Origin of the sequence: Acinetobacter lwoffii, assembly GCF_022809915.1 — a bacterium.
Taxonomy (GTDB): Bacteria; Pseudomonadota; Gammaproteobacteria; order Pseudomonadales; family Moraxellaceae; genus Acinetobacter; species Acinetobacter lwoffii_M.
In genome coordinates this window covers 54,549-68,817 of the sequence record NZ_JALGQY010000012.1, presented here as the reverse complement: position 1 = coordinate 68,817, position 14,269 = coordinate 54,549, and the positions used below count along the sequence as shown (strand labels likewise).

The following is a 14,269-nucleotide window of genomic DNA, read 5'->3' as shown; positions in this document are numbered from 1 at the left end:
ATCCCCGATCAGTCGGGGATTTTTTTATGTCTGAATATTTAAGGATTACCACGCTGACGCATACGCGGCTTATACAGCAAACGATAGGTCACTGCCAGAATAATTAACCATAAAGGACTGATCATCAGAGCCTTTAAGGTATCGGGTTCCAGACTTAAAATAATCAAGGCGAATAACAGGAATGCCAATACCACATAAGACATCCACACTCCACCCGGCATTTTAAAGGTCGAGGCGGCATGCTTTTGCGGTTGCTGCTTACGGTAACGGATGTAGCACACCATAATGATGCTCCAGATACTAATAAACAGGATCACACACAGCGAACTCGCCAGAGTAAAGGCTTCCATGGTGTTTGGCACAAAATACTGAAATGCTGCCCCCAACATAATAAAAGCACAGGAGAAAAATAACCCTGTGGCTGGTACAGCTCTGCTAGATAACCGCGCCAAAGCTTGAGGTGCTTGTCCGTCACGTGCCAGACCAAACAACATACGGCTGGTCGAGAATACGCCACTGTTCATAGAGGACATCACTGACGACAACACCACCAGGTTCATGATAATGGCTGAAGTTGGAATACCGGCATACAGAAACAAACTCACAAAAGGACTTTGATCCGCAGGAATCAGATGCCACGGTGTGACCGACATGATCATCAGCAATGACAATACATAGAACAGAATGATCCGTGTAGGAATGGCGTTGACCGCTTTGGGTAAATTCTTTTCCGGATCTTTTGTTTCTGCCGCCATGGTGCCGAGCAGTTCCACCCCGACAAAGGCAAACATGGCAATCTGGAAGCCTGCCAGAAAACCGGTAAAGCCTTTGGGAAATAAACCACCATGTGCCCAGACATTACTAAAGCTGGCGACAGCGCCACTCGGTGCCTGAAAACCGCTAAACACCATATAACCACCGACAAAGATCAAACCGAGAATAGCTAAAATCTTGATCAGTGCAAACCAGAATTCAATCTCACCAAACAGTTTTACCGTGACTAGGTTAATCGCGAGAATAAACAGCACACAGCCAATACTAATCATCGCCTGCCCCATCGGGGTAAAGGCCATGCCTTCGGGCAGCCAGAAACTCAAATAGTTAATAATCGCCGCGAGATCGGCAATCCCTACCAGCACCCAACCCAGCCAGTACGACCAGCCAATATAATAGCCAGCACCCGGCCCGATCAGGTCATGGGCCATATCAATAAAAGATTTGTAATGCAGATTGGACAACAGCATTTCACCCAACGCACGCATCAGGAAGAAGAACATGCCACCAATGATCATATAAATGATCAAAATTGAAGGGCCTGCCAGGGAGATGGTTTTTCCCGATCCCATAAACAGGCCAGTACCGATACAGCCACCAATGGCGATTAACTGCAAATGTCGGTTAGAGAGTTTTCGTTGCAACTCATGCGGCGACGATTTTACGTCTTCTGTGCCCGGGGTGGTTTTCATTTTTACATCCTTTTTAATCTTTACAACAGCATCAAGCTGAATTTACAACGTTCAGTCCTCGAACGCTTATTATGACATTTTCATACTTTTTACTGCGCTGTTCAGTGAGATTTACTGCACTAAAACGACTTAAATCATTGCATGGGAGATTTCAATATCAAAAATTCAATTAAGCTTGAGCTGCAATGACTGCAATTTCAATCAGCCAGTCCGGATTGACCAAATCTGCCTGAATCGTAGCACGTGCCGGCGTACCATGACCTCGTAACCATTCCACCCAAAGCTGGTTTACGGTAGCAAAATCATCTAGATGCTTGACAAATAATTGTGCAGAAAGCAGCTGGCTTTTATCGGTATTTGCCAATGCGAGCAATTCCTCAATTTTTGCAAAGACTTCCAGTGTTTGTCCGCGTACATCCAGATCCGTGCTATTCGGCACCTGACCCGATAGATACACGGTTTGCTGATGAATCGTCACCGCACTCATGATTTGATTGCTGTTGAGTCGCTGAATGGCTGTATTTGCCTGTGTCATGCTGATATTCCTTGTTTGGGATATTTAAATAAAATTTAAATTAAAAATTTAAGCGTCAATCTGGAAATGAACCCGAGCGGTCACCGCACACATCAGCTCATAGCCGATGGTGCCTGAACTGGCCGCCACTTCATCAATCGGCAAAACCACACCTTGGGAAGATTGGCCCCAAAGTACCACTTCACTACCTATATCTGCGTGCGGCAGTGCAGTCAGATCTACCGCCAGCATATCCATACTGATTCGACCCAATGTGTGCGTTTTGATTGAATCTACCAGCACGGGTGTACCGGTCTCCGATAGTCGTTGATAACCATCGGCATAACCACAGGCCACAATCCCGACCCGCATTTCCTGCATGGCAATAAATTTGGAACCATAGCCAACACTCTGACCTGTCTGGATCGTTTGAATGGCAATAATTTCACTGCGCAAGCTCATGCTCGGTTGCAGATTCCAGTCTTGAATCGTGTGTGTTGGATAATCTGGTGAACTGCCATACAGCATGATGCCGCTACGTACAATGTCTGAATGAAGGGTTTGATGATGCCGCAGAATGGCTGCGCTATTACTGAGCGAGATTTTACCTTCAAGCCCCTGAATGGACTGGCTAAAAATCAGGTTTTGATACTGAATCCCGTCCACGCCAAAACGCTGGCCATCCGCATCGGAGAAATGGGTCATATGGGTAATGGAACGGACAGTGTTCAGCTGTTGCAGCTCCTGCCAGATCTCTGCATATTGCTGCGGCTCGAAACCCAGACGGTTCATGCCGCTGTTCATTTTCAAATACACATCAAACTGTGCATCCGGCGCTATTTCGGCAAACTGTTTCAGCCATTGCACTTGATGTCGGGAATGAATGGCAAAGCTCATTTCATGCTTCACACATGCAAATAAATCCTCAAAAGCGAAAATACCTTCGAGCAACATTAGCGGCTTCTTGCATCCCAGCGCACGTAGCCGCGCGCCCTCTTCAATATCCAGAAAGGCAAAACCGTGTGCACCTTCAAGTCCAGCATAGACACGTTCAATCCCGTGCCCATAGGCATTGGCCTTGACCACGGCAAATACCTGACTATTGGGCATACATTGGCGCGCCACACTTAAATTATGCGCAAGCGCCTGTTGATGAATGATCGCAGTAATGGGACGTGGCATACATTCCTCCTTGAATATTCCGCCTCAGATGGTCTTAAGCTGCTTGGTGATAGCGCGCCAATGACAGACCTTCGGTACTAATTTCAGGATCACGGGCCAAGACCAGATCGCTGATTAATTTCCCTGAACCACAAGCCATGGTCCAGCCTAGCGTGCCATGTCCGGTATTCAGGAACAGGTTTTTAAAACGGGTTTTTCCAATAATTGGCGTACTGTCCGGGGTCATTGGACGCAGGCCTGTCCAGAAGCTGGCCTGATTCATATCGCCCCCTGGGAATAAATCACGGGTCACCATTTCCAGCGTGCCGCGACGGTCTTCATTCAGACCTAGGTTAAAACCACTCAGTTCCGCCATTCCACCGACGCGAATGCGCTGGTCAAAACGTGTAATCGCAATTTTATAGGTTTCATCCAGCACGGTAGATTGCGGTGCGAAGGCCGGATCTAAAATAGGAATCGTCAATGAATAACCTTTTACTGGATATACCGGTAAATTCAGTTCAAGCGGTTTGAGGAAATCACGTGAATAACTACCAAAGGCCAGCACGTATTTATCTGCAGTGAGCACCTGACCATTCACCAGAACGCCCTTAATCTGGTCACCTTCTACAATCAGCTTTTCAACGTTTTGATTGAACTTGAACTCTACACCCATCCCTTTGGCATGTTCTGCCAGGGCATTGGTAAACAGATAGCAGTCACCTGTTTCATCATTGGGTAAATGAAGACCACCCACCAGTTTGTCTTTTGCCTGTGCCAATGCCGGTTCTACACGCGCCAGTCCATCGCGATCCAGCAGTTCAAACTCAACTCCAGTTTCCTTCAGAACTTCGATATCGCGCTGAACTGCATCCAGCTGCGCATCTTTACGGAAAATCTGCAAAGTACCTTTCGCGCGGTTTTCATAAGAGATGCCAATATCACGGCGCAAATTACGTAAACAGTCACGGCTGTATTCAGCCACACGCACCATTCGTTCTTTATTGACTGCATAATGCTGGGCATTACAGTTTTTCAGCATTTGTGCCATCCACTGCAATTGCCACAAGCTGCCATCGACATTAATCGCCAACGGTGCATGATGCTGAAACATCCATTTGACTGCCTTAAATGGAATACCTGGTGCAGCCCAAGGGGTCGAATATCCTGGAGAAATCTGCCCGGCATTACCGAAGCTGGTTTCTTGCGCCGGACCTGCCTGACGATCCAGCACAGTCACGGTTGCTCCCTGCTGCGCCAGATAGTAAGCGCTTGCCACACCAATCACACCACTACCTAAAACCAATACGCGCATTACCTTAACCCTCAAACATCTTTTCAGTTTATTTCACTAGTATATTTTTGCTTTAATAGTTAAATTCACTATATTCAGACTGTATATTCAGTGAAATAAATATTTTTTCGGGCAGAATTAAAAAAAAGAGGGAAATATTGATGCGCAAATTAGACCGCATTGACCGCATGATTCTGGATATCCTGCAACGCGATGGCCGGATTGCCATTAGCGAACTTGCAGCACGCGTCAATCTATCGACCACGCCCTGTTCAGAGCGGGTAAAACGGCTAGAGCGCGAAGGCATCATCATGGGCTATTACGCCCGTTTAAATCCGGAAATGCTGGAGCGCAACCTGCTGGTTTTTCTGGAAATCAAACTCTCCGCCAAATCAGGAGATGTCTTTGATCAGGTGGCTCGTAATCTGACTGAGATTCCAGAAGTCCTGGAATGCCATTTAATTTCCGGTGATTTTGATTATCTGGTCAAAGCACGTTTAAAAGAAATGAGTGCTTATCGCCGTTTACTGGGGGATTTACTGAAAAAACTGCCCGCTTCTGCATCTTCACATAGTTATGTGGTGATGGAAGAAGTCAAAGAAAGTTTATATCTGGACTTGGGTATTTAATGATTTTGAATTTCTAAAGCTACCAGCAAAAACAACAAAGCCCCAAACGGGGCTTTGAGATTGAACATTGATTGGACTTATTAAACCTTAAGCAGGAATGCGGAGCACCTGTCCCGGAAAAATATCATCTGCATCTTTGAGCAACGGACGGTTGGCTTCAAAAATTTTATTATACTGATTGGCATCACCATAAAATTCTTTTGAGATTTTTGACAAACTGTCACCTGATTTCACCGTGTAGAACTTACTTTCCGGCTCAGGACTACTCACTGTAAGCTGATCATCCACTTTGGCCACATGATCAATATTACCCACGGCCAGAACAATCTTTTCACGATCGGCCTGACTTTGTACCTGACCTCTGACCGTCGCCAGATCTGAGGCTGAATTATAACTGATGGATAAACCAGTGATCGGAAGGCCCAGACTTTTCACATGGCCGAGTAATTTATTTGCCACTTCCTGAGCAGAAGGCTCCGCAGGTTGTGCTGCAGCCGGCGTTGTCGTTGTAGGTGCAGCCTGTGGTTCCGCAGCAGCTGTATTCTTCTTACCGATACCTTTTACAAAATCAAAAAGACCCATAGCGGACTCCATTCTTGTTGTTAATGTCACATCACTCTTATTTTTATAATGAAAACTCTAGAGAGATAGTTAGTCATTGGTGACAGAAAGGTAATGAATTGTAAAACCTCCATTCATGTGAAAAGCAGACACAAAAAAACCACCTCTAGGGTGGTCTTTATGTTCAGCAAAGCTGAAATCGGCGATTAACCTAGTTTCTTAGAAACGTAGTCAATTGCAGATTGAACAGTTGTGATTTCGTTAGAATCTTCATCAGGAATCGTGATGTCGAAATCATTTTCGAAAGACATAACAAGTTCAACTAGATCTAGAGAATCTGCACCTAAGTCATCCATGAAAGATGCTTCGTTTTTAATCTCTTCGATTTTGATACCAAGTTGTTCTGCAACTGCTTGCTTAACACGTTGTTCGATATCGCTCACAGGAATTCTCCTCATTGCTTGTGGCGTTTTTAATGCCGTTAGTTTAATTGAATCTAAAAAATTTGGAAAGTTTATACTTGAGCTTAGCTCATGTATAAGCCCCCATTTACATGCATAACTGTACCAGTAATGTAACTGGCTTTATCTGAAGCCAAGAAACTTACGGCATTTGCGATATCCTGTGGATCACCTAAACGGTTTAATGCCACTTGCTCAGTCATTTTTTTACGAATTTCTTCGCTTAACTGTTCAGTCATCTCAGTCGCAATAAAACCTGGTGCGACCGAGTTTACCGTAATCTGACGACTGCCCATTTCTTTGGCAAGGCTACGGCTAAATGCCTCAATACCTGCTTTGGCAGCAGAATAGTTGGCCTGACCGGGGTTGGCAAAGTGTGCCACCACAGAACTGATGTTAATGATGCGACCGAAACGCGCCTTGGTCATGCCTTTCAGCACACGCTTAGATAAACGGTAAACTGCTTTCAGGTGAATATTTAAAATATCATCCCAGTCATCTTCAGACATACGCAGCAGCAAATTGTCTTTGGTAATACCTGCATTATTGACCAACGCAAGGACTGGACCATAGTTCTGTTCGATGTCCGTTACCAGCGCATCAATCGCAGCACCATCACGTACATCTAGTACTTTTCCAGCGCCATTTTCAGCAAATTCTGCCGATAATTTTTCCGCACCTGCTTCAGACGTTGCAGTACCTACGACAAAATAACCGTCTTGAATCAATTGCTGTGCGATCGCAGCACCAATACCACGACTTGCACCTGTTACCAGAGCAACTTTACGTTCCTGTGTCATGCACTTTTCCCTTCTGCCGCCAATACGGTGTTTAATGCATCTTCCAGACGGGATTGACTGTCTAGTGGAAGTGCTTTTTGAATATTCGGCAAGCGTTTCGCCAGATTGCTCAATACATTACCCGGACCACATTCTACGATGTACTCAATCCCCTCATCTTGCAGGAATTGCAGCGTTTTGGTCCATTGTACCGATTGATATAACTGCGCAGTGAGAGCCTGACGCAATGCAGGGACATCCGCCGCAGCTTCAGCGCCTACATTTTGTAATACAGGAATGCGTGGCAGCTCAATGGCGGTTTGTTCCAATGCGGGTGCAAACTGTTCTGCCGCAGGTTTCATCAATGAACAGTGCGATGGAACCGATACCGGCAGTGCAATCGCTTTGGCGCTATTTTCTTTGGCCAGTGCCATGACTGCTTCAACGCGATCTTTATTGCCTGCAACGACTACTTGCCCTTGCGCATTATAGTTCGCTGCTTCGACAGAGCCTTCGCCTGCTGCAGTTGCTTGTGCACACAGCTCAATCACTTTGGCATCGTCCAGACCCAAAATGGCAGCCATTGCACCCACACCCTGAGGTACAGCAGTTTGCATCAATTTGCCACGCAGGTTCACCAGCTTCGCAGCATCACCTAGGCTTAAAGCACCCGATGCGACCAGTGCGCTATATTCACCCAGTGAATGGCCTGCCAGATATTTCGGTGCTACACCGCCAGATTCCAACCACACGCGCCATAAGGCAATACTTGCAGTCAGCAATACCGGCTGGGTAAATTCGGTTTGATCCAGACCTTCGCCAGTTTGCGCAATCTGCCACAGATCAAAACCGACGGCTTCAGATGCTTCTGCAAATGTCTCGCGAATACTCGCAAACTGTTCTGCAAGCTCAGCCAGCATACCAGCTTTTTGGGAACCCTGACCCGGAAACACAAATGCAGTTTTTGTTGCTGGCGCTGCTTGTTCGAGTGGTGTAGCAGACATAATAAAATCCTTTCATTCAAGAGGTGTGCTTCTTCAATCCTAACAAGAAGACTGACCAATAAGACCACCTAAATCATTGTGGAGCGCAATTTAGCATGTAATTTTGTCGGCGGTAATTGCCAAATACAACAAAAAACCGATACACCTAGAAATCAAAGACAAAAAAAAGGGAGCTAAATGCTCCCATTTTTTCTACTAAGCTTGACGCTTAATACATCACCAATTATTCAGCAGATGCTTTAGCGAATAATTGACGACCACGGTAGATACCATCTTTAGATACGTGGTGACGACGGTGAGTCTCGCCAGTAGCTTGGTCTACAGTTAATGCATTCTCGGTTAAAGCGTCATGTGAACGGCGCATGTCACGGCGAGAGCGACTTTTACGGTTTTGCTGAACGGCCATGATGGCTCCTTACAAAGATCGAAAAAATGGATCAGAACAAATTCGATTGTCTTATACACAAGAGTATAACACAAAAATTAGTTAAGTTTACCCTTCAAAGCAGCCAAAACTTCAAACGGGTTGTCCCGTTTTTCTTCAGCCACTTCTTCTACGGCAGGTTGATGCTTATGTTCACAAAACTCATGTTTAGGCGACAACGGCATCAACAATAACAGTTCATCTTCTATCAGCGCGAGCAAATCAGCGGTCGCCGGTGCATCATAATCACCTTTGGTCGTTGCTTCACTTTCACCTAGGACGATGAAATCAGCATCCTCATCCAAGCGCTCTATCAGTGACTCATCATCCACAAGTGCCAAATGGAATGAAGAAACCAGTTCAATTTCTACAGTTTCCAGACAGCGCTGGCATTCCATAGGAACTTTTGTTTCAACGTGACCATCTAGCCATGCAATACGATGATAGGCATCCATTGATAGCTTACAGTCTATGTTAATCAATTGATCATCAATTGATCCAACAGCTTCACGAGCGATACGAACAAAGCGGGATAAAGGCAGTTGACCTGACCATTTAAAGCCCTGTTCAGCCCATTTAAACGGCTCAATCTGTGCCGGAAAGGTATTTGCTGACATAATTAAGGCGGCAATTCTACAAATTCATCAGTACTCTGTCAAAGATTAAGATACAATTTTGTACTTATTTCGACAGACCATTTGGGTAACTCAAGTCATGCATCTGTTGCAGCCGCAAACAGAAGTGAATGTTTCATCACTCGTTAGCACAATTCCAAGCCTTGATTCTGACAGTTCAACACAACAAGTGCAACTCTCGCCATGGGCGAATTTATCGTCAGAAGCGCAGCAAGTGGACTGGCTCATCTTACACTTTAATCACTGGTTTTCCCATTTAAATGTCACTTTAGTGCGCGGCGAATTTGAACCAGAATATTTCCCTGCCAGCGCAGACCGTCCTGCCCTGATCCAGTTTGCGCATGGTTTCTTTAATAGTGCCTTGCATGAAATCAGTCACTGGACCATTGCCGGAGACAAACGCCGTCTGTTGCCTGATCTGGGTTACTGGTATGCACCGGATGGCCGCACCCGCGAACAGCAGGCTTTATTTGAACAGGTCGAAATCAAGCCACAGGCGATTGAATGGATGTTTGCCCAGGCTTTTGGCCGTAAATTCCGGGTTTCTTTGGATAACCTGGCTGGCGACGGCGGTGATGGTGCCAGCTTTAAAGATAATGTCTACGCTCAAGTACAGGCTTATTTTAATGGTACAGCCAAACTTCCACGTGATGCAGCACGCTTTATCCAATGTATCTGTATCTGCATCAGAGGTGGCAAAAGTTTACAATCTGATGAATTTATACGTGAAATGCTTGATTAAATTACACAAATCTACCTTTTTTATGATTGCCAGATCTTGCCTGAGCGCCACATAATAAGCCATCAGCCCAAGCTTGGAGTAGTCTCTATGCTGCATTTACGCGTACACCCAGACAATCCGCAACCCCGCTTAATCAGTCAGGCAGTGGAACGTATCCGTGCGGGTGATGTGGTGGTCTATCCCACTGATGCGGCCTATGCGATTGGTTGCCAGATTGGGAACAAGAGTGCCATGGAGCGGATTGCGCAAATTCGTGGTTTGGGCCCAAAGCATCAATATGCGATTCTGTGCTGTGATTTATCCGATATTGCCACTTATGCCAAAGTGGACAATGCCATGTACCGTTTGCTGAAAAATAATACACCGGCCATCACGACCTTTATTTTACCTGCGACCAGTGAAGTGCCACGTCGGTTGATGCATCCTAAAAAGAAAACTATTGGTCTACGCATTCCGAATAATCCGGTATGTCAGCTGTTACTCAAAGAACTCGGTGAGCCGTTATTGACCTCTACCCTGATTTTACCGGGTCAGACTGACCCACTCGATGATCCTTATGATATTGAAATGCAGCTGGGCAAACGCATTGATGTTTTTGTAGATAGTGGTTTAGGCACGTTGAGCACAACTTCTATTGTAGATTTATCCGGTGATCATCCAGAAGTGATTCGTCGTGGTATGGGAGATGTCAGCGCCTTTGAATAAACGACGCTTGAGAAATTCCTACAAACATTCGGGGAGTCAAAATGAATGGATTTATTTTATCTCCTGCTAAATCAGCATGAATTTTCTGCACAGGATTTAATCTATGCAGAACTGCCTTGGACACTCCAATCCAAGGCAGTCATGGTCGAAGCACATTTTCCTTCCCATCCCACTGTAAATATTGATCATACTGAGTACCAATTTTTCCTGACGTTGGCTGTAGCGAGACAGTTGTTGCAGATCTATTCAAACCAAAATGTATGCCTGGCAGAGACTTGCCAACGTATCATTGAATTTGCGACCAAGGAATACAATCATTCCTCACCATGAAAATCTAAAAAAGCATAGGGTGAGAGGTTGCAGTTCTATTCTTTTCAATTCGACAGGTATGCAATGGTTGCCAAAACCAGTTTAGGAATCTGAACTACGTTCATAATGACGAACTGCAATGAAATTTGGGCATTGCGATAGCTTCTGTTCATGGTGCATGAGTTCCTCGCCCAGCTTATTTTTCAGATACACATGAAAAATGATCTGATCATCTTCCAGTACATTCAGCATCGCCGTACGTGCTTTGGGTTCCATGACTTTAAAGGAATTGATCGACTCACAAGACATGGCTTGCATATCCAGTTTAATCCGCTCATCCAGCTGGTCGCCCTCATAAGCCATATGCCGCATGTAAAAACGAATATTGGGATATTGGTCCAGCACACTAAAATCCATTTTCATGGCCTGCATGACAGGTCGGGCCTGTTCCGCAAAAGCTGAAAATCCACCTAATTTCAGTCCTGTGCGTGCTTCATCTTCAAGCTGCATAATCTGATATTTGGGATAAGCCCAAAATCCCCCGAATGCGATCATCCCAATAACAACCAGAATAAGTGGCATGCTTTCTTCACCTTTTTATTGATTTTTGTGATTCTTGACTATTTTTCGAGAGTATAGCGGTATTTTTGACCAAAAATTATAGGGAGATATTTTATTAATACTTATTAATTTTATGTTTTTTAATGGGAAATCCGTTTGAAAATCATTCGATATCTGCCAGCTAGCTTATTTACTCTTTTGAGGAGAATCACTGTATTGATCGAGTTTTGAAGTGAATCAACTGGCATCATCTACCAGATAAGCTTAATTATGAGAGCCAATTTAGCATGAAAATCACCGCTGCATTTCCCGCCCGATTCTGCCATTTTCCTTTGTGCTATTTTAAAATCGCAGATAAATTCCATTATTTTTTTAAGTTTTTATGGCTTTGACGGCTTATTTAATTTATTTAAAGTTACTTTTCCAGTACAATGACAACGCTTAATCCTGTGCTTTTCTTTCGATCAGATACCGAAAATCAAGCCTTTGCATGCCTTTGAAAATTCGCGTGGCCTATAATTGTAATGACTCAAATTATCCATAACACTATGGAATCTGCTCCGCACATTCGGGTTCTGGATGAATGGCAGGATACAATTCCAGAGGATCTGTACATTCCTCCAGCGGCATTTGAAATCTTATTAGAACATTTTGAAGGCCCACTCGACTTTTTAATTTACCTGATTCAAAAAAACGGTTTTGATCTGTTACAGGTCGATATCGCGCCGATTGCAGCGCAGTATTTGTCTTATATGGACGCGATGAAATCCCTGAACATCGAGCTGACGGCCGACTATATGGTGATGGCGGCCTTACTGGCAGATCTGAAATCACGTTTGCTTTTGCCGAAACCGAAAAGCCTGACTGCGATTGAACAGGATCCAAAACAAGAACTGATTGACCGTTTAGAAAATTATTTAAGAATTAAACAGGCAGCAGAACGTCTGGGCCAGATGCCGATTCTGGAACGTGACACTTTCACCACCAACGTCAGTTTGGGCGAAATCCAGCAGCCGAATGAAGGCTATTCAAGCGATTTATTGCGTGATGCCTTGCTTTGTATATTTAATCGTCCTGAACCCGTGATTCATCAGGTGCAACAGGAACCGGTACTGCTGGAAGAACGTATTGCCTATATTGAAAGTTGTATTGAAACTGGCGCAATACTCAGCTTTAAGGACTTGTTAAAACCGAGCCAAGGCCGTATGGGTATGGTGGTAACCTTTATGGCGGTGCTGGAACTGACCCGACAACAAAAAATTCAGATTATTGCTACAGGTATTGAAGCCCCGCTCGCAATTCAAGGAGCCAGTCAATGACACTCGATCAAAATACGCTGTTATCTGCAGAAGATAATCTGCATGAAGTATTGATGCAGCTTGAAGCCATTATTTTTGCCAGCGACTCCGCGGTTTCATTGGCTCGTCTGAAAGAAACTTTTCAGGATCACTATAGCAAGCAGGAATTACGTCAGTATTTACAACAACTTTCCATGCTGATGCATGGCCGTTCGATCGAACTGATTGAAACAGCACAAGGTTATCGTTTTCAAGTGCGTGCAAAATATCGTAATATTATTGCACAGACCTGGCCTGAGCGACCGGCTCGCTTATCGCCTTCATTACTGGAGACGCTTGCAGTGATTGCTTATCACCAGCCAGTGACTCGAGCGGATATTGAACAGATTCGTGGTGTTACGAATAACAGTCAAAACCTGCGTACGCTGTTTGACTGGAACTGGATTAAAGAGTCCGGATTTCGTGAACTCCCTGGAAGACCTGCGTTGTTAATGACAACGCCACAATTTTTAAATGCGTTTGGCCTGAATAGTTTGGGCCAATTGCCTCCCCTGCAGGATGCCAAGGAAGCTTTTATGGCCCTCGATGCGAATGCACCGAAGTCATAAATAGGTGAACTGTTGATAATTATTTCTAAGGTTATGCTGTCATGAGTGAAAAGTTGCAAAAGGTGCTTGCACGCGTTGGTTTGGGTTCTCGCCGTTATATGGAAGAAGTCATTGCCGCGGGTCGTGTAAGTGTCAACGGGCAAATTGCCCAAGTGGGTGAACGAATCGAACCAGGTGATGAGCTTCGCATCGATGGTCGTAAAGTTGCCTTTCAGATTGAAGACGAAATCCGTCGTCGTGTCATTATCTATTACAAGCCTGAAGGCGAGATTTGTTCACGTAGCGATCCTGAAAACCGTCCGACCGTGTTTGAACAGCTGCCTGCTATTCCAGGCGATCGCTGGGTGATGGTCGGTCGTCTGGATATTAACTCGACCGGTCTGCTCTTGTTCACAAATGATGGCGAACTTGCCAACCGCTTGATGCACCCATCGAATGAAATCGAACGTGAATATGCAGTTCGTGTCATGGGTGAAGTTACACCACAAATTCGCAACAACATGCTCAAAGGCGTAGTGCTTGACGATGGTCCGGCAAAATTCGAATCTTTCTCTGAATTGGGCGGTGACGGGATCAACCGTTGGTTCCAGGTAGTAGTAAAAGAAGGTCGTAACCGTGAAGTACGTCGTATCTTTGAATCGCAAGGTCTGAAAGTTAGCCGTCTACTGCGTACCCGTTATGGTACTGTGATTTTGCCACGTGAACTGCGTACCGGTCGCTGGATTGAACTGGATAAAAACGATATCGACAACCTGACCAAAGCTGTGGAATTGAAACCACGTCAAGGTACAGGTTTGTTTGGTATGGCGAAACGCCGTAATGAACGTATGCAGGACAAGCCGATGGCTGCGCGCCGTGGCGGTTTCTTGCGTCAGCAACGTCGTGACAGTGATGAGCAACCACAAAATAATACTGGCCGTGAGCGTCGTGATGACAATGCTTATGGTCGTCGTGACAGAGCTGAAAACCAGAATGGCACTCAGTTTGTACGTCGTGAAAACCGTCCTGATCAAGGTTTCGGCCGCCGTGAAGAGCGTGATGAAAATGCGCCGCGCCGTCCATATGGCGTCAACAAAGGCTTTAAAAAGTTTTAATTAAGATAAATAAAAAAAGTCAGG

Annotated in this window: 18 protein-coding genes; 7 read left to right on the top strand and 11 right to left on the bottom strand. The window is 45.1% G+C overall.

The features are described from left to right. Positions 1-38 precede the first annotated feature (38 nt). The 4 genes from MTX11_RS08300 to MTX11_RS08285 form a co-directional block, all read right to left on the bottom strand. Positions 39-1,466 carry an amino acid permease gene (locus MTX11_RS08300; RefSeq protein ID WP_004279236.1) on the bottom strand — a complete coding sequence of 476 codons (1,428 nt, stop codon included), beginning with the start codon at positions 1,464-1,466 and terminating at the stop codon, positions 39-41. Between the two features lie 169 nt (positions 1,467-1,635). Beyond that, positions 1,636-2,001 carry a RidA family protein gene (locus tag MTX11_RS08295; RefSeq protein WP_114541406.1) on the bottom strand — a complete coding sequence of 122 codons (366 nt, stop codon included), beginning with the start codon at positions 1,999-2,001 and terminating at the stop codon, positions 1,636-1,638. Positions 2,002-2,049: 48 nt separating this feature from the next. Next, positions 2,050-3,162: an alanine racemase gene (alr, locus tag MTX11_RS08290; RefSeq protein ID WP_243474870.1), complete on the bottom strand. Its 1,113-nt coding sequence runs from the start codon at positions 3,160-3,162 to the stop codon at positions 2,050-2,052. Positions 3,163-3,196: 34 nt separating this feature from the next. Next, positions 3,197-4,456 (bottom strand): D-amino acid dehydrogenase, encoded by a 1,260-nt coding sequence (locus MTX11_RS08285; protein WP_164542813.1) that lies wholly within the window; start codon positions 4,454-4,456, stop codon positions 3,197-3,199. A 140-nt stretch (positions 4,457-4,596) separates the two neighbouring features. Between MTX11_RS08285 and MTX11_RS08280 the strand changes: the two genes are divergently transcribed. Beyond that, complete coding sequence (locus MTX11_RS08280; protein ID WP_004646102.1) at positions 4,597-5,064, top strand: Lrp/AsnC ligand binding domain-containing protein; 468 nt, start codon at positions 4,597-4,599, stop codon at positions 5,062-5,064. 87 nt (positions 5,065-5,151) lie between these two features. On the opposite strand, the gene lysM is transcribed toward MTX11_RS08280, so the two are convergent. The 6 genes from lysM to MTX11_RS08250 all read right to left on the bottom strand — a co-directional run bounded on the left by lysM (position 5,152) and on the right by MTX11_RS08250 (position 8,910). Further along, the gene (gene lysM / locus MTX11_RS08275) at positions 5,152-5,646 is read right to left on the bottom strand and encodes a peptidoglycan-binding protein LysM (RefSeq protein WP_004279231.1); all 495 of its coding nucleotides are present in this window, start codon (positions 5,644-5,646) and stop codon (positions 5,152-5,154) included. 185 nt (positions 5,647-5,831) lie between these two features. After that, the gene (acpP, locus tag MTX11_RS08270; RefSeq protein WP_004646101.1) at positions 5,832-6,068 is read right to left on the bottom strand and encodes an acyl carrier protein; all 237 of its coding nucleotides are present in this window, start codon (positions 6,066-6,068) and stop codon (positions 5,832-5,834) included. 83 nt (positions 6,069-6,151) lie between these two features. Beyond that, positions 6,152-6,886 carry a 3-oxoacyl-ACP reductase FabG gene (gene fabG, locus MTX11_RS08265; protein WP_004646100.1) on the bottom strand — a complete coding sequence of 245 codons (735 nt, stop codon included), beginning with the start codon at positions 6,884-6,886 and terminating at the stop codon, positions 6,152-6,154. After that, a complete protein-coding gene (gene fabD / locus MTX11_RS08260) occupies positions 6,883-7,869 on the bottom strand; it encodes an ACP S-malonyltransferase (protein ID WP_243474869.1) in 987 nt (328 codons plus the stop codon). The genes fabG and fabD overlap by 4 nt, the downstream gene beginning before the upstream one ends. A 223-nt stretch (positions 7,870-8,092) precedes the next feature. Continuing rightward, positions 8,093-8,275: a 50S ribosomal protein L32 gene (rpmF, locus tag MTX11_RS08255; protein WP_004279227.1), complete on the bottom strand. Its 183-nt coding sequence runs from the start codon at positions 8,273-8,275 to the stop codon at positions 8,093-8,095. Between the two features lie 77 nt (positions 8,276-8,352). Further along, positions 8,353-8,910: a YceD family protein gene (locus MTX11_RS08250; protein WP_004279226.1), complete on the bottom strand. Its 558-nt coding sequence runs from the start codon at positions 8,908-8,910 to the stop codon at positions 8,353-8,355. A 97-nt stretch (positions 8,911-9,007) separates the two neighbouring features. Between MTX11_RS08250 and MTX11_RS08245 the strand changes: the two genes are divergently transcribed. The 3 genes from MTX11_RS08245 to MTX11_RS08235 all read left to right on the top strand — a co-directional run bounded on the left by MTX11_RS08245 (position 9,008) and on the right by MTX11_RS08235 (position 10,705). Then, the gene (locus MTX11_RS08245) at positions 9,008-9,670 is read left to right on the top strand and encodes an elongation factor P hydroxylase (RefSeq protein WP_168387083.1); all 663 of its coding nucleotides are present in this window, start codon (positions 9,008-9,010) and stop codon (positions 9,668-9,670) included. Positions 9,671-9,757: 87 nt separating this feature from the next. Then, on the top strand, positions 9,758-10,375 hold the full coding sequence (locus MTX11_RS08240) for an L-threonylcarbamoyladenylate synthase (protein ID WP_004730625.1): 618 nt from the start codon (positions 9,758-9,760) through the stop codon (positions 10,373-10,375). 45 nt (positions 10,376-10,420) lie between these two features. Next, on the top strand, positions 10,421-10,705 hold the full coding sequence (locus MTX11_RS08235) for a hypothetical protein (protein ID WP_004279223.1): 285 nt from the start codon (positions 10,421-10,423) through the stop codon (positions 10,703-10,705). 81 nt (positions 10,706-10,786) lie between these two features. Here MTX11_RS08235 and MTX11_RS08230 read toward each other — a convergent pair whose 3' ends face one another. Beyond that, on the bottom strand, positions 10,787-11,266 hold the full coding sequence (locus MTX11_RS08230) for a hypothetical protein (RefSeq protein WP_243474868.1): 480 nt from the start codon (positions 11,264-11,266) through the stop codon (positions 10,787-10,789). Between the two features lie 503 nt (positions 11,267-11,769). Here MTX11_RS08230 and MTX11_RS08225 point away from each other — a divergent pair. The 3 genes from MTX11_RS08225 to rluB are packed head-to-tail and all read left to right on the top strand — an operon-like array spanning position 11,770 to position 14,245. Next, the gene (locus MTX11_RS08225; RefSeq protein ID WP_004279221.1) at positions 11,770-12,564 is read left to right on the top strand and encodes a segregation and condensation protein A; all 795 of its coding nucleotides are present in this window, start codon (positions 11,770-11,772) and stop codon (positions 12,562-12,564) included. Further along, positions 12,561-13,151: an SMC-Scp complex subunit ScpB gene (gene scpB, locus MTX11_RS08220; protein ID WP_243474867.1), complete on the top strand. Its 591-nt coding sequence runs from the start codon at positions 12,561-12,563 to the stop codon at positions 13,149-13,151. The genes MTX11_RS08225 and scpB overlap by 4 nt, the downstream gene beginning before the upstream one ends. A 41-nt stretch (positions 13,152-13,192) precedes the next feature. After that, positions 13,193-14,245: a 23S rRNA pseudouridine(2605) synthase RluB gene (gene rluB, locus MTX11_RS08215; RefSeq protein WP_005107723.1), complete on the top strand. Its 1,053-nt coding sequence runs from the start codon at positions 13,193-13,195 to the stop codon at positions 14,243-14,245. The last annotated feature ends 24 nt before the right edge of the window (positions 14,246-14,269 follow it).